The organism is Bdellovibrio sp. HCB288 (assembly GCF_047305935.1).
GTDB lineage: Bacteria > Bdellovibrionota > Bdellovibrionia > Bdellovibrionales > Bdellovibrionaceae > Bdellovibrio.
Genome location: NZ_CP178619.1, coordinates 3230611 through 3252691, shown reverse-complemented (window position 1 = coordinate 3252691; position 22081 = coordinate 3230611). Strand labels below are relative to the sequence as shown.

Here is a 22081-nt window from a genome sequence, read left to right as displayed (position 1 = left end):
ACCTAAGGGCAGACTGTGCAGCGACCTCCGTCGGCGCATAGATGCGCGAACCGGCGTAGCCGGCGACGGTGAGGCATGGACGCCGTGTCGCGGAACAGTCTGCCCTGAGGTTCTTTCGCCAACCACATGCTTGTCAGTGCCGCCCATTTTCAAATGGCGCGGTGCGAATCTTTGACTTGGGAGCTTGATGAATTTCTAATTAATTTGAATATCTTAGCTAGGTTTTGGGGTGTTAGATGGAACTGCGCAGTCCCATAGTTATTGTTTCGGCATTTGGCAGAGGTCATTGGCTGGCTGCGGCCCTTTCACGCGAGGGTATTAAGACGACGCTTCTTGATGTTTCCAACAAACTTGGCGTGTGGCCTTCTGAAGATTTGGAAGGACCTTTTGGTTTTTTCCGAAACGAACGTATCAATGAATCGCAAATGGAAAGATTGTATTCAGATGATTCTTTTGAAGAGTTGCACAATGGTTTTACCATCTGGCTTCCTGAAGGACCTTTGGAGTGCAAGGGACCTTTGACTAAATTCAAAATAGATAAATCATCTCTCAGTCCTCAGGTGAAAGAAGTTCTACTGTCAACTGCCAATGAGAAGTTGCAAAGATCCATCAGTCGCAACGTATCCTCGTTTAATTTTGATCAAAGCTGGCTTTTGCATTTTGCGCATCAGTTGGCGGGAACAACTTTTAAGCCGAATGCTTTGGCGGCGACAGAGGGTGAAGCACTGCCGTTGTTTTCTTCGTTCCTGGTTCGTCAGGCCACGCGTGATGGTTTGGAAAAATCATTTGCGTGGTTGCGTGACAAAGGTGTGGATGTCATCAAGCCGCAAAAAATTGTTGATGCCTCTTTTGGGCCCGGCAAGACCGTCACGGGTTTGGAGATCGCTGGTGAGAATCAGGGTTTGCTAAAACTTGAGCAAGTGGTGTGGATGCTTTCCAGTGAAGAAACTTATTTCTTAAATGAACGTCTGGGGAAATATTTTTTCACAGAGGGGCCTTTGGAGTCCGAGTGGTGCTGGGTGCGTTACCGGGTTTCATTGCAGTCCTGCACAGAACGGGATTCTTTGCCGTTGCATACAGTTTTACTGGATGACGTAAATTCACCGTGGACACATGAGAACATGATGGTCCTGCAAAGAACATCCTCCGCAGAGCAGTTCGATGTGTGGATGCGAATCCCTACAGTTCAGCGTTTCAATAAGGAATATCTGACCAATCGCAGTTTGCGTATGAAAGAGATTCTTTTGCGAAGAATGTCTTTGGCGCAACCGGAAGTTTTAAGTTTCCCGCAGGAATATTACTATACCTACGCCCAACTTGGCGCTCCACGTTTCCCGGTTTTTTCTGCAAAACAGAATTCCCGCCGTGGAAGAGTGGCCTATGGGAACCTTCATCTTGATGGTCCCGAAGTCTGGCCTCATTTCGCCTGGACAGCGATGTTCTCCCGTTCTGAATTGTCATTGATGCATATCCAGAACTGGTGGAAAGAAAAATTGCTTAAAGAACAAAAAGAAAGACGAAAGGAAGCCGGTCAGTGATCGATAGATATACTCGCCCTGAAATGGGACTTATTTGGGATGCAGATCAAAGATTTGGCAAGATGATGCAGGTTGAAGTGACTGTGGCGCAAGTGCAGGCGCAGTTGGGGTTGATTCCCAAAGTGGCTGCAAAAGCAATCACCCAAAAAGCGCGCTTTAATGTAAAACGCATCAACGAAATTGAAAAAGAAACCAAACACGACGTGATTGCCTTTGTCAGTAACGTTGCGGAAAACGTGGGTCCTCATGGAAAGTATATTCACTTTGGGATGACCTCTTCCGATGTGTTGGATACCGCATTCAGTTTGCAGGTTCGCGAGGCCGGACAGGTTCTGATGGCTTCTTTGATCAGATTGGAAAAATCTTTGTATCAATTAGTTGTAAAACATGCGGAAACTTTGTGCGCAGGTCGCACCCACGGCATGTTTGCAGAACCCACGACTTTTGGTTTTAAAATGGCAGGATTTCTGACCGAGCTTCGTCGCAACAAAAAGCGTGTCAAAGAAGCTCTGGATAATATGAACATCTGTAAATTGAGCGGGGCTGTGGGAACCTACTCCAGTCAATCGCCAAAGGTTGAGGCCTTGGTTGCTCGTAAATTGAAATTGAAACCGGAGCCCATCGCGACTCAGGTTATTCCACGTGATCGTCATGCGGAAATGATTCTGGCTTTGGCAATGGTGGGTACGGGACTTGAAAGATTGGCTGTGGAGCTTCGTCATTTGCAGCGCAGTGATGTGGGAGAAGTGACTGAAGGTTTCACCAAGGGGCAAAAAGGCTCTTCAGCGATGCCTCACAAGAAAAACCCCATCAGTGCGGAAAACATCACAGGCCTTTCGCGTTTATTGCGTGGCTATGCGGTTTCTTCCATGGAGAATGTGGCGTTATGGCACGAGCGAGACATCAGTCATTCGTCAGTGGAGCGCGTGGTGTTTCCGGATGCTTTCATTGTTGCAGACTATGCCGTGCACCGTATGAGCGTTTTGTTGGACGGTTTGGAAGTAAATAAAAAACGCATGCTCGACAATATCGAAAGTTCGCAAGGGCAATTGTACAGCTCTCATGTTTTGTTGGCTCTGGTGGCTAAAGGCATGCGTCGTGAGGATGCCTATGTGTTGGTACAACGTCTATGTCATTCCCTGGGGTTCGGTGAGCACCTGAAGGACAAGTTGATGACCAATGATGAAACCCGCGAGTTGTTGAAGCCAAAAGAGATCGAAGAGATCTTCACCGGCAAGAAACACAAGAAATCCATCAAAGATATCGTGAAAAGAGTTAAAGCAAAATGACACGTTGGAATTTTATTCAAGAGGGCGACATTATCGACGTGGTGGCTCCGGGTTATCCGGTGCAACTTCCTGAAGTGGATGGTGCCCGTGATTTTCTGCTTCGCTGGAAACTTCAGCCGCGAATCCCGAAGAATATTATCAAACCCCATTTTCTTCATGCTCATGAAGATGAAATGCGTTTTGCTTTTTTAAAGTCCGCGATTCAGTCCAAGGACTCCCGGGTGATCTGGTGTTTGCGTGGCGGTTACGGCAGTAATCGCTTGCTGCCGATGCTGGCAAAACTAAAAAAACCCAAAGAGCCTAAGCTTTTGATTGGCATCAGCGATATTACTTCGCTTCACACTTTTCTGATACAGGAATGGGGTTGGAGTACGCTGCATGCGCCATTGTTGGATCGTTTGGGACGCGGCTTGGTTTCTCCTAAGCACGAAAAGGAATTGCATAAAATTCTTTTCGGTCAGGAAAAGGTGATTGAGTTTAAAAAACTCAAGGCCCTGAATGATCAGGCACGTAACATAAAACTTTTAAAGTCCCGCATTGTCGGTGGCAACTTATCTGTGTTGCAGACGACACTGGGCACCCCTTGGCAAATTGATACAAAGAACTCCCTGTTGTTTGTGGAAGACGCGGGCGAGCGTGGCTACCGTATTGATAAGATGCTCGAGCATATGAGACAGGCGGGGGCTTTGAAGCAATGCCGTGGTTTGATCCTGGGGGATTTTATCGGCGGTAAAGAGCCGGGAACAGAAACAAATAATTTTAAAAAAGTATTTAAACGTTGGTCGGAAGATCTTGATATCCCTGTTTTCCAGGGTTTGGAAGCCGGCCATGATGTTATTCAGAGACCAGTTCCTTTTAACACTTCATGCGTTTTGCAACAGCAAGGCGGCAGGGTTCTGCTCTCAATTGATACAGGAGGAAAAGCATAATGAAGTTTTCAGTTCTGGAAAAGAATCTGATCGCAAAACTTGAAGAGAGAATTCGTGACACCACTCCGGGTGTGATGGTGCGTGCGTATCAGGGCGGCCGAATTATTTGTGACGTGGCTGTGGGCAATACCTACGCTTACTATGATTTGGCGAGTGTGACAAAGGTCGTTTTCACTCAGCAAGCAATGATGTATGCATTTGAATTGGGCAAATGGAATTTTGATAGCAAGGTTGTCGATTTTCTTCCTTGGTTTCAATCTCCGGAAACAAAGATCACCGAGCTTTTGACTCATAGTTCAGGACTTCCTTGGTGGATGCCTTTTTATCAGGAAATCAATATGAATCAGTCTTTGGACAAGCGTCGCGAACAGCTGCGTGAGATTATCAAAGGTCTGAAAATTGAAAAGTCCGAAACAGCCGTGTATTCCGATGTCGGCTTTATGGTTTTGGGATTCATCCTTGAAGTTATTTTTGAAAAACCACTTTACGATGTCTGGGTGGATATCAAGAACAAATTCTACGCCGGCACAACGTTGGAGTTTCATCCTGATAATGTTTCAACAACCCGCTCTTCATTGTTCGCGCCGACCGAGGAATGCCCGGTTCGTAAGAAATTGGTTCAGGGTGAGGTTCATGATTTGAATTGCTGGTCTTTGGGAGGGGTCTCAACACATGCGGGACTTTTTGGCAGCATTGATGATCTTGGCTGGTACTCGCTTCATTTGCGTTCTCAGCTTTTGGGGATTGCTCGCTATAGCATTCGCCAGAAAACAGCCCAGTTATTTGCGAAGCGCGCTTTGCCTGAGGGTAAGGGTGACTGGGCAATGGGTTATATGATGCCGACTCCGGGATCCGCAAGTTGCGGCAGCTATTTCTCTTTGGATTCGATTGGGCACACTGGGTTTACCGGAACATCGATCTGGTATGATCCCAAGTTGGATATGAGTGTGAACGTCCTGTCCAATCGGGTTTTGTATGGCTCTGATAACAAGGCCTTTGCAAAATTGCGTTCGGAGATTCACAATTGGATTGTAGAAAATTATCGCCGTAGCGGAGTCTAAGGCAGGAGAGAAGATGGATTTGAAACCTGGTAGTCACATTCACTTGATGGGCATTTGCGGTACTGCGATGGCCTCTATGGCCGGTCTTTTGAAAGACCGTGGATTCAAAATTACGGGCAGTGATTCGAATCCGTATCCTCCAATGTCTACGCAGTTGGAAAGTTTGGGGATCACAATTCAAAAAGGATACAAAGCCGAGAACCTTCACCCGAAGCCTGATTTCGTTATTGTTGGGAACGTGATTTCCGCAAACAACGAAGAGGCTCAGGAGCTGGTGAAGTTGGGCGTGCCGTACACGTCTTTGCCTAAAGCGATGGGTGAGTTCATCATCGAAAATCGCGAAAGCATCGTGATCTCCGGAACTCATGGAAAAACCACAACGACGTCGATGATGTCGTGGGTTGCGGAAAACGCCGGTAAGAAACCGGGATTTTTGATTGGTGGTATTCCAAAAAATTTCTCGCAAAGCTTTAAGAATCCCGAAGGCAATTTGTTCGTGATTGAAGGCGATGAATACGACACCGCTTTCTTTGATAAAGTTCCAAAGTTTGTTCATTACAAGCCAAAGCACGTGGTCCTGACTTCTGTGGAGTTCGATCACGCTGATATTTATAAAGATCTTCAGGCTGTGAAAGACTCTTTCGCCAAACTTATGCATTTAATTCCGAAAGACGGGACTTTGCTTGCCTGTGCGGAAGATGTGAATGTGATGGAGTTGCGCAAACTTTGCAAAGCGACAAATTCATTCACTTATGGATTCCATGCTGATGCTGATTTCAAAGCCAAGGTGCTTTTCCAGAATGAAAAAGGCGTGGGCTTTGAAGTTCACCATAAAGGTGAAATTCTGGGGCCATACAATATGCAGATCACGGGTGATTACAACATTCTGAATGCCACTGCTGTTGTTGCAATGTCAAAGTGCCTGGGTTTTTCAGAGAACAGAATCCAGATTGCATTGGAGTCTTTTGATGGTGTTAAACGTCGTCAGGAAATCCTGGGGGAGCCCAACGGTATTCTGGTGATCGAGGATTTTGCCCATCATCCAACGGCGGTTCGCGAGACCGTGAAGGGAATTCAGAAAAAATATCCAGGTCGTAAAGTCTTCTCGGTTTTTGAACCTCGAAGTGCAACGTCCCGTCGTAAAGTTTTTCAAAAAGACTACGTCGAGGCCTTTAAAGGCTCCCACGAGGTCATGCTTGCCAAAGCCTTTGATCAATCCAAGATTGATGAAGAGAATCGCTTTTCTTCTCATGAATTGGTAAGTGACTTGAAAACTTCAGGCGTCACTGCTGAGGATTTTGATTCCGCTGATCAGATTGTGAGTGCATTAAAGTCCCGCGCCCACCGCGGCGATGTGATTTTGATCATGTCCAATGGGGGATTTGATGGAATCTATACCAAGCTGATGAAGACCTTGGAATAAATTTTGATTATAAAAAAAGCCCGGGAGACCGGGCTTTTTTGCTTCTATAATCCAGTGAATTTTATCGTCACATTGGATGGCAGGAAGTAACCTTTGCGATCGCGCAAGATAAAGACTGAAGTGTTGGGATCTGGTTCCAGCAAAGTTCTAAGACGCTTGATTGAAACGTAAATCAAATTGTCATGAACTTCAGGATTGTACGCGTATCCCCAGACATTCTCGATCAGATATGATTTTGAAAAGCGGTCGCCAGGATTTTTTGCAAATAAATTCAGAAGATCAAACAGGATATGCTGATTTTTGAAATCCACATCCCCTTGAGCGCGACTTTTCACTTTGAAAGCCATCGTGTCGATCGTGAGATCCGCAGAGTCCGCTTTGTTGTGGTCTTTTATGAACTGACTCTTAACCTTTTGCAAGCGGTGAGGGGTGTCCCCGTCAATGCCTTTCATTGCCAGGGATTTGTAAACGACAGCCTCACCATGTTTCCCCAGTGCCTCATAAACCGAAGCCATGTGCACCAGAATGTACACATTCAAATAGTGCAAGGAGTGCATCTGTGCTTTTTCGTAAGCCTTCCAAATGGCTTCCAGCGCGTCGTCGGCGCGTTTTTGACTTAGGAAAATATGACTTTTCAAAATCAGACAGCCTGTGTGGATTTCATCCAGCTTCAACTCTTTGGTCAGTAGCAGGGACTTGTCCAGGTACTTCAGGGCTTCAAGAGCATCCTGGTTCATGGAAACCATCGCCAGTTCCTGCAGCAGTCGCGAAACTGTTTCCAGATCCTTGTTTTGGGTGCACTCTTCAAGGGCTGTCAGGAAATATTCCTTGGCTGATGGGTAATTTCCAACGGACATCTGCCATAGACCGATCACATGCAGAATGCGCCCGTGCGTTTCTGTATTTGCCGGATCTTTTTCGTAGGCGAAGAGTTTTCTAAAGTATGAATTGTATTGGTCCAGTGTGCCCATTTCGGAGCTGGCCTGGATAAGATAACGAATTCCCACCAACCAGCTTTGTAAATCTCCAATAGCATCGGCCTCTGAGCAGATCAGCTCAGAGTTTTCACACACCTGCGTGTAGTGACCACGCTGGTAGTTTAGTTTTGCCAAATTTAGATTTGCGGAGATTTCGCTAAACATAGCGCAAGTTAATAGAGCGAGGTTCGGATTTCGTCAAGATCTTACAGAAAGTGAAATCAGAAATCATTCTGTATTGTGCGTTACATAAAAACGAAAATCCTGGCCAGGTTTTCTCAAATTGGGACAGAATATATTCAGATTTAATTCCTCACTCTAAATACCCGATAAATGTACGTATTTAAAATGGAGAGAGAATGAAACAAGGTTCATGGTTTTCGGGCATCAAGGGTAAGTTATTAGTCGCTGCACTTTGGCCACCGGTGGGATTCGCGGTGCTGGGTTTTGTGGCATTTATGGGAGTGTCTTCCCTGAGCGGGATGCTGAACAAATCGTACACTGAAATGATTCCGAACGTGGAATCCTTGGGTCAGATCGAGGGTGGGCGTGCTCGCATCGGACAGTATCTTTGGGGTGCTCTGGCGAATCTTAACTTTGAAAAAAGACGCGACATCTATATTGAAAAACTGGGGCAGGCTTTGCAGGAGTATAAAGATTCGATTGCAAAGTATGAATCAGCTCCGTTTATGCCAGGTGAGGGTGAAATCTATCAACCAATGAAAGTCGGGCATGCGGCCTATGTCGCAAATGTCGAGGAGTTCATTAAGATATTGAAGTCTCCGACTCCTGAGAACTACGAGAAGGTTCGTGCCGAAGCTGCGGAAGGTACTTATCAGGCACAGTCGGTGCTGATCAAGAACACGACTTCAAAGCTGAATAAGATGTATTCGGAATCGGTCATCGCAAATAATCAATTTCAAAGAGCTGAGACTGAGAAAATCTTCAAATGGGTTGTTGGTATCGGTGTTCTTTGTGGTCTGGGAGTTTTTGCCGGCCTGATGTTTATCGCCTCTCGCTTAAGTAAAAATGTTTCGGAAGTTGTGCATCAGCTTTCAGATTCTTGCGGGCAGGTGAACTCGGCCATCACTCAGTTGACGGAAGCGGGTCAGGGTTTGTCGCAGTCTTCGACGACATCAGCAGCTTCGCTGGAAGAAACTGTGGCGGCTTTGGAGGAAATGAGTTCCATGGTCTCTATGAACTCAGACAACGCGAAACAAGCGGCGAGTTTGTCGCAGGCTTCACGTTCGGCGGCTGAGGATGGGGAGCAAGAGATGCAAAAACTTGTGACCTCGATGCATGGGATTTCCCAGTCTTCCAGAAAAATTGAAGAGATCATCAACGTGATTGACGATATTGCATTCCAAACGAATCTGTTGGCATTGAATGCCGCGGTGGAAGCAGCCCGTGCTGGTGAGCAGGGGAAGGGATTTGCAGTTGTGGCAGAGGCGGTTCGCGGCCTGGCTCAGCGCTCAGCAGTGGCGGCTAAAGACATCAACGGTCTGATTAAGGAATCGGTGAATCAGGTTGAGGGCGGATCAAAAATTGCTGACAAAGCCGGTGAGGTGTTAAAAACGATCGTGAACTCGATCAAAAAGGTTTCAGATCTGAATAATGAAATCGCAGCAGCAAGTTCAGAACAAACAACAGGCATACAGCAAATCAGCAAAGCAATGAATCAGCTGGATCAAAGTGCGCAGGCAAATGCAGCCTCTTCGGAGGAGATCGCTGCCACGTCAGAGGAAATGTCATCCCAATCCAAACAGATGTACTCGGTTGTGATGGTATTGTCCGACGTAGTCATCGGCGGCAAGACGGCAAAAGGCGATGGCCTAGAAGCCGAAGCCCCACCCGTGACAAAGGTGAAAGAAGAAAAGAAGGCAGCAGCAGCCTCTACGAAGCCAATGGCAAAAGTAGTCCCATTGAAATCAACAGCAAAGGCTGTGGCGAAAAAATCAACAACAACCGAAGAAACCAAAGCCTCAGACATAATCCCCTTCGACGACGACACAAGAAAAGTAGGCTCCACCGACGGCTTCTAAAAGGCGCCTGCCGGTTTTCGGTAAACGAACGACGTAAATTTAGTAAAGCTCAGTCGCAAGACTGGGCTTTTTCTTATTTATCCGGACCTTTTTCGGAAGTGCAAAGATTCTTCTTTTTAGGGCACGTTCCATCAAAACCTTGTCTACCGGATCAACCGACTGGTTGACCCATTTCAAAGTAAAGGAATGGGATTCATTAAGTATTTCATCGGCAAGGATAGGGAAGTGCAGTCTTCCTCTCCCGAGTTTAAAGTTTAACGTGGAATATGGGTAGTTCTCGGCACGGTCAGAAAGTCTGGCCTCAACTGGATTTCGATAAACGTACTTATAAACATTGGTTAGATAGTGATTTTCATCGATTAAAGTGGGGTGAAAACGACGTCCCCAGAGTTGGTTCTCAATTTTTGCCTTCGAGTTAATACAGCGGCTTATTTGACTCATAAGATAATTCATTGCCTCACTAAGATTTCCATTTGGCGCACGAATAATGAGATGGAAGTGATTACTCATAAGAACGAATGAAATGATCTCGATTCCGTATGCATGTGAAATAAAGAATAAGTAGTCTTCGAAAATCGACCAGACCTCCGGCATGGGAATTGGGAAGTAATCGCGATTCCGGCAGCGGCCGGTGATGTGGAATGGAAGGTCTGTTGAGATTTGGCGGTGTAATCTGGGCATACTTAAATGAGCAGCAAAAAAGAGTGCAAGGTGGGGAGCGTGGAGCAATGCAAGATAAAAGTGAATGTCTGGAATTCGGATGTTTGGCTTTTGGCGGGAGTGGCGGGAAACCGGCTGGCGCCTTTTGGATGGGCGGTGCGTTATTTTGGATTTTCGGAGTGAAACGGGGGTGGGTCGTGCGGTAGGGTTTTCGCCTATGTCAGCGAATCTTACACCACTAATGAAGCAGTACTGGGACATTAAATCTGTTCACCAGGATAAAGTTCTCCTTTTCCGCATGGGCGACTTTTTTGAGATGTTCTTTGATGATGCGGTTAAAGCGGCTCCGGTTTTGGGCATTGCTCTTACGCAAAGAAATAAAAAATCAGCCGACGAAACTCCGATGTGCGGTATGCCTCACCATTCTGTGGCGGGGCCGATCAACAAACTTCTGGCGCACGGTTTTAAAGTTGCGATCTGTGATCAACTTGAGGATCCAAAAACAGCCAAGGGCATCGTTAAGCGCGGGGTGACTCGTGTTTTAACTCCTGGGATGGTTTACGACTCTGATACATTGGATGGCACGAAGCCACACTACCTGGTGAGTGTGGATCAAGATTCGATCAGCTTCCTTGATTCAACAACGGGTGAAGCCTTCTTCTTTAAATCAAAAAACTCTCAAGAACTTTTGCGCTTTGTTCAGCTTTTGCCGGTGGCAGAAATTGTTATCGCAAAGGAACACCAGACATTGTTGGCAGGTTTAGAGCACATTTTGATCTCCCATCATGAAGAATTGATGGAGACTGAAAATGAGCTTCTGAAAAACAGCGCGCCGGCATCGGCAGCTCGTTTGTTAAGTTATGTTCGTCAATTGTCAGGGGAGGAGTCCTTAAAAACTCTTTCTCCATTTGTGGAAAGAGATCTTGAGCACCGTCTGGAGATTTCCAGCACGACGTTGCGTCACCTGGAAGTTTTCTCAACCTACAAAGGCGAAGGTCTTGGTAGCTTGTTTCATGCGATCAATCGCACTCAAACTTCAGCGGGCAGTCGTATGCTGCGCCAATGGTTAAGTTTCCCTCTTCGTGACATTAAAGCTATTGAAAATCGTTTGAACTCGGTCGAGTTCTGGCGCACCCACATGCTTGAATTGAAACGTGCCCGTCAAATCCTTGGGCAAATGGGTGATATCGAACGCCGTTTGGGAAAAATCTCACAACCTCAGTGTAACGGTCGTGATTTGCTGGCTCTCGCTGGCAGTGTTCACGCAGGTATCAGTGCTCTTGAGGTTTTCGTTCAAGCCAGTGGTGCAGCGGCAAATTTCGAGAACCTGCGCAATCTTGCGTATAAAATTGAAAGAACCTTGGTCGAAGATCCACCTTTGGCAACGAAACAAGGTTACTTGATTCGTACCGGTGTGACTTCTGAACTTGATGAGTTGATCGAGCTTTCCACGAACGCGCAGGCGATGGTCGCACGCATGGAAGCCGAAGAAAAAGAAAAAACCGGTATCACGAGTCTGAAGATCCGCTACAATAACGTTTTCGGTTATTACATCGAGATCACCAACACTCACAAAGACAAAGTGCCTGCGACTTATCAGCGCAAGCAAACTTTGACCAACGCCGAACGCTATTGCACGGATGAATTGGTTGAGCTTGAAAGAAAAGTTCTATCGGCAAATACAAAGCGTGCAGACCTTGAATTTGAGTTCTTTGAGGCTCTTCGTAAAGATATTCTGGGGCAATGTCCGGCACTTTTGACTTTGGCGCATGAGTGCAGCGAGATGGATGTGATCTCAAGTCTGGCGTGGTTAAGTCTTGAAGAAAAATACGCACGTCCGCAATTCACTGAAAATGGTTCCTTGCAGCTAAAAGCCAGCCGCCATCCAGTGGTTGAGCAAACTGTAAAAACCAACTTCGTTGCCAATGACATCGAACTTCATCCGCATTCGTGCTTGTTGTTAACCGGACCGAATATGGCCGGTAAATCGACATTGATGAGACAAGTTGCTTTGAATGCCATCATGGCACAAATGGGTTCCTTCGTTCCGGCTGATGAAGCAAAGCTTCCGATCTTTGATGCGATCTTCACGCGTATCGGGGCCAGTGATCAGTTGTCTGAAGGCCTTTCAACATTCATGGTTGAGATGACCGAGACTTCTGCGATGTTGAAAAATGCCACACAGAATTCTTTGGTAATTCTGGATGAGGTGGGTCGTGGTACCAGCACATTCGATGGTATGTGTTTGGCGCAATCCATCCTTGAGCATCTGTTGAGTGAAGTGAAGGCGTTGACGTTCTTTGCAACTCACTATCACGAATTGACGTCCTTGGATCAAAGTTATGGTCAGATCACCAACTCCCACATGACTGTGGCTGAACGTAACGGCGAAATCCGTTTCCTTCATACTTTGGTGAAAGGTCCAGCTTTGAAATCCTATGGTGTTCAGGTGGCAGAGCTTGCCGGCTTGCCAGCGACAGTCACCAAGCGTGCTAAAAGCCTTTTGCGTGAGATTGAATCCAAACGTGTTCAAGCCAGCAGTCAACTTTCACTCCTGGACCATGTTGAAGAAGCACTTGAAGCAGCTTCACACGGCTCCGTGGAAGTTCCAGTGGTTCCTGAAGGTGTGAAATCTTTGATGGCGGAATTGCAAAAGTATCCATTGTTGCAATCAAGCCCTCTTGAAGTGATGAGCCAGGTTGCCAAGTGGAAAGAAATCGCTGAAAACACCAGCTTGCAATAGACTGGGAATTGGCTGATCATTTTACCTATGGCAGCCAAGACGTTTCTATCCAGTGAACAGCTGGTTCAAGCTCAGGAAATTTTAAATCCACCTTTAATGACACCTGATGGAGATGTCCGTCAGGTGTTTTGTTTTTCCAGTCAGAATTTTTCAATGTGGCTGGGAACCAAACTCGAAGAAACTTTGAAGGCCAATCCCACCTGGCGCGACACACATCCCATTATGCTGGGCTCCTGGGCGCGGGGCGAGCTAAGTCCGAAATCTGATATCGATATTTTATTCTGTGGCGACGAAGATAAAGTCCGTGAATTCACCACTCAGTTGCAGGAGCAGGGGTTAAAACTTCGCTACCGCATGCCTGCCAATCCTGATGATTGGACTGAGGGAGTTGAAGCGTTTGATGTGTTGGCTCTTTTAAAAGCCAAGCCGATGACCGCTGAAGGTGCCCGCAAACTTTTTGAACAGCAAAAAAGAATCTGGTCCCGAAAAAACATGTACCGTAAGGGCTTATTGAGGGCGGTCAAAGAAGAGCGCAAAGCCCGCGAAATCAGATTTGATTCCATCACCAACTATCTGGAGCCTAATATTAAATACGGAGCCGGTGGTTTGCGCGATCTGGAGCAAGGTTTGCAAATTTATGAACTGTTTGCAGAGCGCTTCACGAATCCCGGCCATGCGCTGAATGTTTTAAATTACTATCGGGATTATTTGCTGAGCTTAAGACAAAAAATTCACCTTGAAGGACATGGCGATATACTTTCCAGTTCCGTGCAGTTTGATCTGGGTAAGTGGATGGGATTCAAATCCCATAAGGATTTCATGCGCAGTCTGCAGCGCGGGTTGTCCCGCGTGAATTTCTATTCCGACTGGATCATCGCGGTTGCCGACGCACCAGAGGAAGTTTTAAAGAAAATTGAACGTTCAGAGTTTTATAAACCCGGCGACTTGTTTTCAGCACTTGAAAAAAACTCCAGTGTACTGATGCAAAAGAAAGTGCGCGAAGAGCTGGATAATCTTATCCCGGTTGCGCAACTTAAGAAGCTGGGAAAACTTCGCGGTCAGGAATTGAACAATGTTCTTGATGTGAAAGCAAAAGACGAATTCATTTTCAGTGTATTTCGCTCGCGCCTGATTGATCGTTTGGTGCCCGAGATCACCCGCTTGGTGGGGTATGTTCAGCATGATCAATATCATCGCTACACCGCGGACTCGCATATTTTACAGGCCTGTCGGGAGATCAAGCGTGTTTATGTCAAACCCAAAGAGCTGGGACCTTTGCAACAGATTGCAAAGGAACTGAACAGCTATGACTGGCAGATTTTGACCTGGACTTGCATGTATCATGATCTCGCCAAGGGCCTTGATAGTGGGGATCATGCGGAGGTCGGAACTGATATCGTGGTGCGGGATTTTAAAGCATTTGGTTTTACAAAAAAAATGACCGAAGACGTGAAGTGGATGGTGAAAAATCACCTGGAGCTATCGCAGGCCGCATTCCGCAAAAACTCAAAGGACCCGCGCGTGTGGCAGGAACTGCATGATAAGGGTGTCGAGAAAAGTGCACTTAAGCGTCTTGCAATCTTTACGGCTGTAGATATTCGCGCTACCAATCCCGAAGCCTGGAATGAGTGGAAGGGGCGCCTGCTGGCGGAGCTTGTGGAAAATCTGGAAAGTAAAAGAGCACAGGATTATTTTACCTTCCGCACTCTTAAGGCAGAAAAGCATCTGCATATTTCCGAAGAGATCTACGAGGAGCTAGGGCCGGTTCTGGTGGACAGTCTTTCGATGAAAGACCTCGTTGAGGATTTGAAAAAAGCAGAGGACTCGGCGGAATCTTTACCACCTAAAATTATTCAGACAAAGCAGGATGAAATCTGGATTCGCCTGCACCAGAAGCGCGATCGCAAGGGTGTGCTTGCGGATTACGTGGGACAATTTTATTCGTTGGGTTTGGGTATTCGACATGCTTCCATCCATACTTTACCAAAAGTCGGGGTGTATGATTGGTTTCAAATCACTTCTCAGAAAAATCTAAAAACTTTGGAGCAACTTCTAAAAAGCTCCCAGTTGAAAGATAAAGAAATTCCGAAGGTGCGTTTCGATGATATTCAGTTGATGAGTGCCCATGGCAAAGAATGGGTGATTAGCTTTCGTGGTCCCGATCAGGCGGGGTTGCTCGCAGCGGCTGCCAAGGCGCTAAGTGATTGCAATGTGAGCGTAAAATCAGCGCGAGTGCACACGTGGGGTCGTCAGGTGGATGATATCTTTATGATCAAGGCCGAAGGCGACCCGCAAGAATTGATACACTCACTTAAAGGCAAATTTGGTATTTCCCCATCGTGATTTTTGATGGTGTCTTTCGGACATTGGCACTTTCGTATTCTTAAAGTTAATAGACTGAAGTAAGCAATGTGAGATAAATACATAAATTTCTGGCTATTTATAAGGGAAGTTTGCGATCCTATTTTGGTGGGGGTTGTGATGTTCAAAGGGATCTGTCTGGCGACCATTAGCTTGGTCATTTTTAGTTTTGCTTCAGCGAAGTACAAAGGCACCAATGATCCGACTGCTGGGGCGGGTGATCCAACTGTGGGATATGGTGATCCAACGGCTGGCTCAGGCGATCCAACTGCGGGCTTCGGGGATCCCACCTCGGGGCGCAAAGGAAATGCGGATAAAAGTAAATCTGATCTGCCGCAAAAAAATCCTGCTCAAGTAAATAGAGCTCTGCCTGTTGTCGAAAAGGATTCTTTGTCATCGAGCGTGCAACACATGACAGCCAACTCTTGGGATCTCAACGCCGATCCAATATCTTCTTCTCAAGATGTAGTCCTTAAGAAAATTAACTTCAAAGGTTCAAATGATCCTACTGCGGGATCGGGTGAATACACAGCGGGTTCTGGTGATCCGACTGCAGGATCAGGAGATCCAACGAAGGGCTCGGGAGACCCGACAGCGGATTCAGGCAATTTAACAGCGGGACATTTGGCGGATTTCGAAAAGGTTTTATTACCAGCCCGAGCCTATGATAAGCACCCACGATGTAAAATTATTGTTGTCAGAAAATCCAACTCGTCTAATTCCTCCGAAACTTTGACTATAGGGAGCGGTTCGCAATTGCGGCTCTCTGCTATTAAAATCTCACCTGCCAAGGTTGGCGGGCATAAAACTTATAATGCGAGATATGACGTGATTAGAAGCAAAGAAAAGAAGGCTGAGTTGAGTTTGGTTTGTGATTTGTCCAGCCAGGCTGCCGTTTCAATAAGTGAAATTCAAGAAGCATTTTCTAAGCTCGGCTTTGTTGGAACCGTTCCACTCGGTTTCAAAGACTCTCCGGCAGCAGCGAGTAAAGATTCTTCTGTTAGTGCTAAGACAGGACAATATTAACCGGGAAGTTGTGTAGGTTGGCTTGCTGGTTTGGAATTGCGCCCCAACCAGAAAGCCAAAATGGCGATAAGAGTGCCAACGCTTAAGACCACGCACACGCCCTGCCATTGGCCGGTATTCCAGGCATAAGAGCCCAATAGCGAACCTAAAGCTCCGCCCATGAAGTAAGAAAACATGTAAACGGTGTTCAAGCGGCTGCGGGCATCCGCGCGCAAAGCAAACACACGGGTTTGATTTCCGATGTGCGCGGCTTGAATTCCAAAATCCAGAATAAAAATACCGACGATCAAGCCAATGATGCTGGCACCGGATCCCCACAAAATTAAAACTGAAAGAGCTAAAACACCAAGTCCAATGGCAACACCAGTGCGGGCTCCTTTTTTATCAGACACTCGGCCCACAACCGGAGCTGCCATGGCACCAGCCGCTCCCAGTAAGCCAAACAGCCCCACTTCTTTCGCACCCATGCCGAAGTGAGGTGAGGACAACAAGAAAATCAATGTAGCCCAGATAGAACTGAAGACTCCGAAAATCATCGCGCCCACAACTGCGGATTCGCGCAGGATCGGTTCTTCTTTCACCAACTGGCCAATGGATTTTATCAGGCCCACATAAGAGCCACTATAAGTGACTTCACTCGCTGGCAGCATAAAGTACAAACACGCGGCCAGCGCCATCATCAAAGCAGCGGCAAAATAAAACACAACTCTCCAGCCGAAAAGATCACCGATAAATCCAGCTAACGTGCGCGAGCACAGAATGCCGATCAAAAGACCACTCATGATGATGCCGATAACTTTGCCGCGATTTTCATCGCTCGCCAGATGGGCTGCAAACGGAATGATCAGTTGGGGCACCATTGTGAACAAACCAATCAACAAACTTGCAACGACCATCACCCAAAGACTGTGCGCTGTTGCTGCGACCAACAAAGCCGCAGTCACAGCCCCTGAAGTCAGAACGATCAGCTTACGACGTTCAAACATGTCACCCATGGGAACCAGAAATAGCATTCCCAATGCATAACCTACTTGAGTCAAAGACGGGATGATGCCGACATCTTTCACGCTCACGCCAAACTCCCGTTGTAGCTCCGCCAGCAGGGGTTGGTTGTAGTAAAGATTCGCAACACTAAGGCCCGTGGCGATGGCCATGATCCACACCGTGGTCGCTGAAAGTTTATTGGTGGATGTGTGAGATTGAGTCATAGTTGCGTGCCTGCGGGGTGTGAAAAGTAAAACACCCACTTTTTGGGTGGGTGTCTGAAGAATCTAGTTTGATTTTTTCTTAGGAGCGCCTGTGATCCCAGTGTGGTTGCGCCAGTTGTATGTGGGGTCCGTTTTGGTTCTGTTGTGCCAAGCTTCCCATTTCTTTTTAGGGAGCTTGTGGGATACATTTCCTTTTTCGTCGAAGATATCTGGATCTTTGCCAACTAGAAATTCAAGTACGGATTTCATGATACCCATGTGCGCTGCTCCTTAAAATAATACAGGAGCCAGTATAAAACAGGATCTCCCATGGGGGAATAGGAAATCCTGATGATTAATGCATTGTATTAAGAGCGTGGGTTTGCACAAACGTCGATGATGTCTAGGCCGCGTTCCTCAGAAACTTTGCCTGCGCCTTTGAAGTGGTTAAAGCATTGTTGTGCAGCCACACGGTAGGCGTCTTCATAGCTTTGAGCTTGTTTTTTGATCTCGAAGGATTGTCCTGAAAGCTTGTATTTAAACGTATATTCCTTTTGAACTGCATCCTTAGAGATCCAGGCAAAAGAGCTGCAAGAGTAAGCTAGTACGAAGATAGTTAAAAGTGCTTTCATAAATCCCCCTCGAGATTCGTTATTGTCTTGTTACTGATAGGTAAAGCACGTGGCGTGCCAGAAGATTGCGCATATGGCCTAAAAATACCTTGGTAAGTATCTGAAATCCCTGATCTAATTGGTCTCAGTTTGAGCCATGCTGGGACCCTGTTCAGAAGTGAGACGGGTGACGTGAATGGTGCAACCCATGTTAACGGATTAGACAGGGAGATCGCGGCTTATGAAAAGCTTTTGGAAACAGTTAGTAGTAATTGTTGTATTGGTATTTGCGGGTAAAGGGGCCTCTGCCCAAACAATCGTGATTACTGACATTGATGATACGGTTCGTCCCCAGTACGTGCAGGATCTCTCGGATTCGGCCAAGTATGTATTCGACAAAGACAGCCTGTTTTTGGGCATGAGTGAGCTTTTGAATGTGATCGCCAAGGATGCCCAGGCGCGGGTGTTTTATGTGACCCGTGCGCCGGAATGGTTGTTGGGGAATACCCACCGGGAGTCTTTGGCCAGAGGTCGATTTCCAGGGGGAGTTTATTTTCCGCGCACAGTGCACTCCAAGGATAAGCACAAATACAAGGTCATAGAGGAGATTATCGACAAGACTCGTCCAGATGATGTGATCATGCTGGGGGACAATGGCGAGGCAGATCCTGGCGTCTATAACACCATGACCATGATGTATCCGGGGATTCGCTTCCATCAATACATCCGCAATGCTTACAACACCCCTAAGTTCGGTGGTGAGGGAACTTCGCTTTATCTGGGGCAGCAGTTTTTCGTGACTCCGATTGAGGTCGCTTTGGATCTGCAAAGACGGGGTTTTTTGAAAAATTCTTCAGTCCGATCTTTAGTTGATTCCTTGGTACCCCGAATTGTGGCAGAAAAGGGGAAACCCAAGCGAGGCGTAATGGCGTTTCCATACTTTGTGACATGCCGGGATTTTTACTGGTCATGGGATCAGGAGATTTCTGTTTACCCATCGCTATTGGATCTTAAAGCGAAGATCGAAAAACGCTGCAATAATTAATGATTTTAAAATACCAGCTGCCGCAAATTTATCAAAACCTCCTCCCGCGTGAAATTCTGCAATTTGAACCGCAGGAGACGAAGGCGACTTGCGACACCTGTGCTATGTCCAGACCTCGCGAAAAAGGCAAGATCCACTATCGCGAGGATTTGAAGTGCTGCACCTTCCATCCCTTCATTCCAAACTTCATGGTGGGAGCATTGTTCAGCGATCCCAATGCGACGGAAGCCCACCGTATTTTTCGCGCTAAAATGGCCAACCGTGAGTACGCTTTACCTATCGGTATGGTGGCTCCGGTAAAATTTCAGGTGGCCTTTAATAACCGCGAAGAGGGCGATTTCGGTCAGCGTGAAGACTGGTTATGCCCGTACTACAACAAAGAAAAACAAAACTGCAACGTGTGGAGAAACCGCGGTGTGGTTTGTACAACGTTTTTCTGTAAAAGCTCTTACGGCGATCGTGGTATTGAGTTCTGGGATCACCTGAATAATTACCTTTGGTATGTCGAGTTGGCTCTTTTGGAAGAGGCCTTGGTGATGCTGGATTTCTCTCCACGTCAAACGATGCAGCTGTTGGATTATCACAATCGCACCGACGGCACGGCGGCCGAGAAAAAGTCCTGGAGTATGGACGAAAAGAAGCACAAAGAGCTTTGGAATGGATATCACGAGGATCAGGAAGGTTTTTACAAAAAATGCTTTGAGATCGTGTCAAACTTGGATAAAAAAGCCTTCCACGAAATGATCGGGGAGCAGGGTCAATCCTTAGAGGAAACTTTGTTCGAGATCTTACCAACTTTGAAAGTGATTTAACGATGTCGACCATTCAAGAGCGCCAAGCCAAAATTATCGCTGATTTTTCCGCCTTCACTGAATGGGAAGAGCGCTATAAGAAAATCATCGAGATGGGTAAGGCTTTGCCTGAAATGGAAGAGTCTTTAAAGACTGAACAAAACATCGTTAAAGGTTGCCAGTCCCAAGTGTGGTTGCATGCTTCCATGAGTGATGACGGCAAAATGCTTTTGGTTGGCGACAGTGATGCCTTGATCGTTAAAGGTCTTGTGGCGTTGCTTTTGAAAGTTTACTCAGGCTCAACGCCTTCAGAAGTTCTAATGACTCCGCCAGAATTCCTGCGCGCTTTGGGTTTTGAAGGAAACCTTTCCCCAAGCCGCGCCAATGGTCTTCATTCGATGCTCAAGCAAATCAAGCTTTACGCGACGGCGTTTGATTACATGCTGAAAACCCGTCAATAGATCGCGCCGAAAGGTACGGACACACTTTTGGTAGCAATAGTGTGTCATCAGATCACTTGGAGTATCTAAAGGATACGAACTTACTTTTCCCACGACATTTGTTGCGAATCCTTCATTTCTATATCCGCTACGGATGTGGCAGCGCAGTGGGAAAAGCGCCGTTCAAAGTTTAAATTTTGACTGAGATCGAGTTCTCTTTTTTACTGTGAAAATGGAATTTGATCCGCGCGTTTTTCGTACAGTTATCTTTATACGACATGGCCAGTATTCTTCTGAGCCAGAGAAGCTTACCAAACTTGGAAGCAAGCAAGCGCATTTGACCGCTAAAGCGGTGGCTTCTTTGAGTCCTTCTAAAGTTCACTGCAGCACTATGCCTAGGGCGATGGAAACAGCCAGTATCATAGCAGCACATGCTGGGCTTAAGTTTAAAGCTAGTGATATGTTTCGCGAGGGATTCTTGCCGGGTACGGTAGGGTTTAATCAGCTTGTTTCTGAAAAGATGTCGGCAAAAGAAAAGAAAGCCTTTTTTGCCAAAGCCAAGGCCGCGCGTGCAACTGCGGATCTTGCCTTTGACTCTTTATTTAAGCCACCACAGCGTGGGCAGAATACCGAGTTGGTCGTCGCCCATGGTAATGTAATCCGTCATTGGGTTTGCAAGGCGCTGGATATTCCATCGGACCGCTGGCTAAAAATGGACGTTGCTCATGCTTCTCTAACAACCATTCGAATTTCAAAAAATGGAAATATTTGCCTATTGGGTTTTGCTGATACCGGACATCTGCCGCTGAAGCTTCGCACGTACGTGTAGGGCTGCGATTCTAGAATATTGGCTTTGTTTCGTTATTTCATCTTACAAGCTTCGACATCTTTCGCGCTAATGGTCGCTCCTTTGACGGACTTGCCTTCGATCAAAGGATCCACGCAGTCCTTCCAAAGCTTCTTTTTGGCATTGCGATCTCCACCGACAAATCCTGCGGCTTCGCAGGCGGCTTTCACTTTCTGACAAGGTCCGGTTTTTCCGCCGTGACCCGCTCCTCCGCCATGCCCTTGACCTCCGCCATATCCCGAAGGGTTGGCGTTCGTAGTCGTTGATGCAATCAATGCAAGAGTTACAACCAATGTTTTCATATTACCTCTGAAATTAAAAAGGCAACCCGATGTGGATTGCCTTTTTTGAAATGGACAAAGTAAGTCCGTACCTTTTCGGCGCGACCTATTAAACAGTGGCGTGCACTCGGTGAGTGTCGTCCATGTCGTCAAGGTAGTTCAGGAATTCTTCGACGTCTTTTCTTTGAGCGTCGTTAAGTTCCGTGATGTTTTTAGCTTTATAAGACAATTCGGATTTAGTGACTTTCCAGCCGCGCTTGATCAAAGCATCGCGAACTGAATCAAGATCTGTAGAGCCTGTGTAGAACTCGTAAGAACCTTCTTCTTCGCCAGGGCCTACTTCGTTAGCGCCAGCCTCGATCGCTTCTTCGTCTGGATCAAATGTTCCAGCTTTAGTGCCTTCCAAAAGACCCACGTGCTCGAACATCCACGCAACGGAACCAGTCTCGCCCATATTGCCTTCATGAGATTTGAAAGCGTGGCGCATGTCTGGCGCTGTTCTGTGCTTGTTGTCTGTCTGGCACTCGACGATCACGCCAACGCCATGAGGACCGTAACCCTCGTACATCAACTCTTCGATAATTTTGCCGTCGTCCAAAAGGCCTGCGCCTTTTTTGATCGCGCGATCAATTGTATCATTCGGGCAGGATACTTTTTTAGCAGCATCGATTGCCAGGCGAAGACGTGCATTGGCAGCCGGATCAGGGCCTCCAACTTTAGCCGCGACTTGAATCTCGCGCGCTAGTTTTGTGAATATTTGACCCTTTTGTTGGGCTTTCTCTACTTTACCTGCGGTTTTCCATGATTTTCCCATGAGAGGAATTTCACCA

General features: G+C 46.7%; 20 protein-coding genes. 13 read left to right on the top strand and 7 right to left on the bottom strand.

Annotated elements, in window-relative coordinates:
- Positions 1-236 precede the first annotated feature (236 nt).
- From ACLVWR_RS15925 to mpl, 5 genes are read left to right on the top strand one after another with little or no spacing between them, the layout of a single operon-like run.
- Complete coding sequence (locus tag ACLVWR_RS15925) at positions 237-1538, top strand: hypothetical protein (RefSeq protein ID WP_413581593.1); 1302 nt, start codon at positions 237-239, stop codon at positions 1536-1538.
- Positions 1535-2827 carry an adenylosuccinate lyase gene (gene purB, locus ACLVWR_RS15920; RefSeq protein WP_413581592.1) on the top strand — a complete coding sequence of 431 codons (1293 nt, stop codon included), beginning with the start codon at positions 1535-1537 and terminating at the stop codon, positions 2825-2827. Before ACLVWR_RS15925 ends, purB begins: the two co-directional genes overlap by 4 nt.
- Positions 2824-3756 carry a S66 peptidase family protein gene (locus tag ACLVWR_RS15915; RefSeq protein WP_413581590.1) on the top strand — a complete coding sequence of 311 codons (933 nt, stop codon included), beginning with the start codon at positions 2824-2826 and terminating at the stop codon, positions 3754-3756. The genes purB and ACLVWR_RS15915 overlap by 4 nt, the downstream gene beginning before the upstream one ends.
- Positions 3756-4817 (top strand): serine hydrolase domain-containing protein, encoded by a 1062-nt coding sequence (locus tag ACLVWR_RS15910; RefSeq protein ID WP_413581589.1) that lies wholly within the window; start codon positions 3756-3758, stop codon positions 4815-4817. Before ACLVWR_RS15915 ends, ACLVWR_RS15910 begins: the two co-directional genes overlap by 1 nt.
- A gap of 13 nt (positions 4818-4830) precedes the next feature.
- Positions 4831-6240: a UDP-N-acetylmuramate:L-alanyl-gamma-D-glutamyl-meso-diaminopimelate ligase gene (mpl, locus tag ACLVWR_RS15905; RefSeq protein WP_413581588.1), complete on the top strand. Its 1410-nt coding sequence runs from the start codon at positions 4831-4833 to the stop codon at positions 6238-6240.
- 44 nt (positions 6241-6284) lie between these two features.
- Here the strand turns inward: mpl and ACLVWR_RS15900 are convergent, their stop codons facing one another.
- On the bottom strand, positions 6285-7382 hold the full coding sequence (locus ACLVWR_RS15900) for a winged helix-turn-helix domain-containing protein (protein ID WP_413581587.1): 1098 nt from the start codon (positions 7380-7382) through the stop codon (positions 6285-6287).
- A gap of 194 nt (positions 7383-7576) precedes the next feature.
- On the opposite strand from ACLVWR_RS15900, the gene ACLVWR_RS15895 reads away from it, so the two are divergent.
- Positions 7577-9259 (top strand): methyl-accepting chemotaxis protein, encoded by a 1683-nt coding sequence (locus tag ACLVWR_RS15895; RefSeq protein ID WP_413581586.1) that lies wholly within the window; start codon positions 7577-7579, stop codon positions 9257-9259.
- 39 nt (positions 9260-9298) lie between these two features.
- On the opposite strand, the gene ACLVWR_RS15890 is transcribed toward ACLVWR_RS15895, so the two are convergent.
- On the bottom strand, positions 9299-9940 hold the full coding sequence (locus ACLVWR_RS15890) for a transposase (protein WP_413581585.1): 642 nt from the start codon (positions 9938-9940) through the stop codon (positions 9299-9301).
- 196 nt (positions 9941-10136) lie between these two features.
- Here ACLVWR_RS15890 and mutS point away from each other — a divergent pair, with 196 nt between their 5' ends.
- From mutS to ACLVWR_RS15875, 3 genes are all read left to right on the top strand, one after another.
- A complete protein-coding gene (gene mutS, locus ACLVWR_RS15885) occupies positions 10137-12662 on the top strand; it encodes a DNA mismatch repair protein MutS (RefSeq protein WP_413581584.1) in 2526 nt (841 codons plus the stop codon).
- A gap of 27 nt (positions 12663-12689) precedes the next feature.
- Positions 12690-15005, top strand: a complete 2316-nt coding sequence (locus ACLVWR_RS15880; RefSeq protein WP_413581583.1) for an HD domain-containing protein — start codon at positions 12690-12692, stop codon at positions 15003-15005.
- Positions 15006-15143: 138 nt separating this feature from the next.
- Positions 15144-16049, top strand: coding sequence for a hypothetical protein (locus ACLVWR_RS15875; protein WP_413581582.1), 906 nt, complete (start codon positions 15144-15146; stop codon positions 16047-16049).
- Here the strand turns inward: ACLVWR_RS15875 and ACLVWR_RS15870 are convergent.
- From ACLVWR_RS15870 to ACLVWR_RS15860, 3 genes are all read right to left on the bottom strand, one after another.
- Positions 16046-17257, bottom strand: a complete 1212-nt coding sequence (locus tag ACLVWR_RS15870; protein ID WP_413581581.1) for an MFS transporter — start codon at positions 17255-17257, stop codon at positions 16046-16048. The two genes, ACLVWR_RS15875 and ACLVWR_RS15870, sit on opposite strands and share 4 nt — an antisense overlap.
- A gap of 63 nt (positions 17258-17320) precedes the next feature.
- Entirely contained in the window at positions 17321-17515 is a 195-nt protein-coding gene (locus ACLVWR_RS15865; RefSeq protein ID WP_340597355.1) for a hypothetical protein, read from the bottom strand.
- An 89-nt stretch (positions 17516-17604) separates the two neighbouring features.
- A complete protein-coding gene (locus ACLVWR_RS15860) occupies positions 17605-17868 on the bottom strand; it encodes a hypothetical protein (RefSeq protein WP_413581580.1) in 264 nt (87 codons plus the stop codon).
- 220 nt (positions 17869-18088) lie between these two features.
- On the opposite strand from ACLVWR_RS15860, the gene ACLVWR_RS15855 reads away from it, so the two are divergent.
- The 4 genes from ACLVWR_RS15855 (at position 18089) to ACLVWR_RS15840 (ending at position 20952) form a co-directional block, all read left to right on the top strand.
- On the top strand, positions 18089-18892 hold the full coding sequence (locus ACLVWR_RS15855; RefSeq protein ID WP_413581579.1) for a phosphatase domain-containing protein: 804 nt from the start codon (positions 18089-18091) through the stop codon (positions 18890-18892).
- Complete coding sequence (locus ACLVWR_RS15850) at positions 18892-19704, top strand: hypothetical protein (protein WP_413581578.1); 813 nt, start codon at positions 18892-18894, stop codon at positions 19702-19704. Before ACLVWR_RS15855 ends, ACLVWR_RS15850 begins: the two co-directional genes overlap by 1 nt.
- A gap of 2 nt (positions 19705-19706) precedes the next feature.
- On the top strand, positions 19707-20144 hold the full coding sequence (locus ACLVWR_RS15845; protein WP_413581577.1) for a SufE family protein: 438 nt from the start codon (positions 19707-19709) through the stop codon (positions 20142-20144).
- Between the two features lie 211 nt (positions 20145-20355).
- Positions 20356-20952: a histidine phosphatase family protein gene (locus ACLVWR_RS15840; RefSeq protein ID WP_413581576.1), complete on the top strand. Its 597-nt coding sequence runs from the start codon at positions 20356-20358 to the stop codon at positions 20950-20952.
- A 32-nt stretch (positions 20953-20984) separates the two neighbouring features.
- Here the strand turns inward: ACLVWR_RS15840 and ACLVWR_RS15835 are convergent, their stop codons facing one another.
- Both ACLVWR_RS15835 and ACLVWR_RS15830 read right to left on the bottom strand, forming a co-directional pair.
- Positions 20985-21272 carry a hypothetical protein gene (locus tag ACLVWR_RS15835; RefSeq protein WP_413581575.1) on the bottom strand — a complete coding sequence of 96 codons (288 nt, stop codon included), beginning with the start codon at positions 21270-21272 and terminating at the stop codon, positions 20985-20987.
- A gap of 88 nt (positions 21273-21360) precedes the next feature.
- Positions 21361-22065: a YebC/PmpR family DNA-binding transcriptional regulator gene (locus ACLVWR_RS15830; RefSeq protein ID WP_413581574.1), complete on the bottom strand. Its 705-nt coding sequence runs from the start codon at positions 22063-22065 to the stop codon at positions 21361-21363.
- Between the last annotated feature and the right edge of the window lie 16 nt (positions 22066-22081).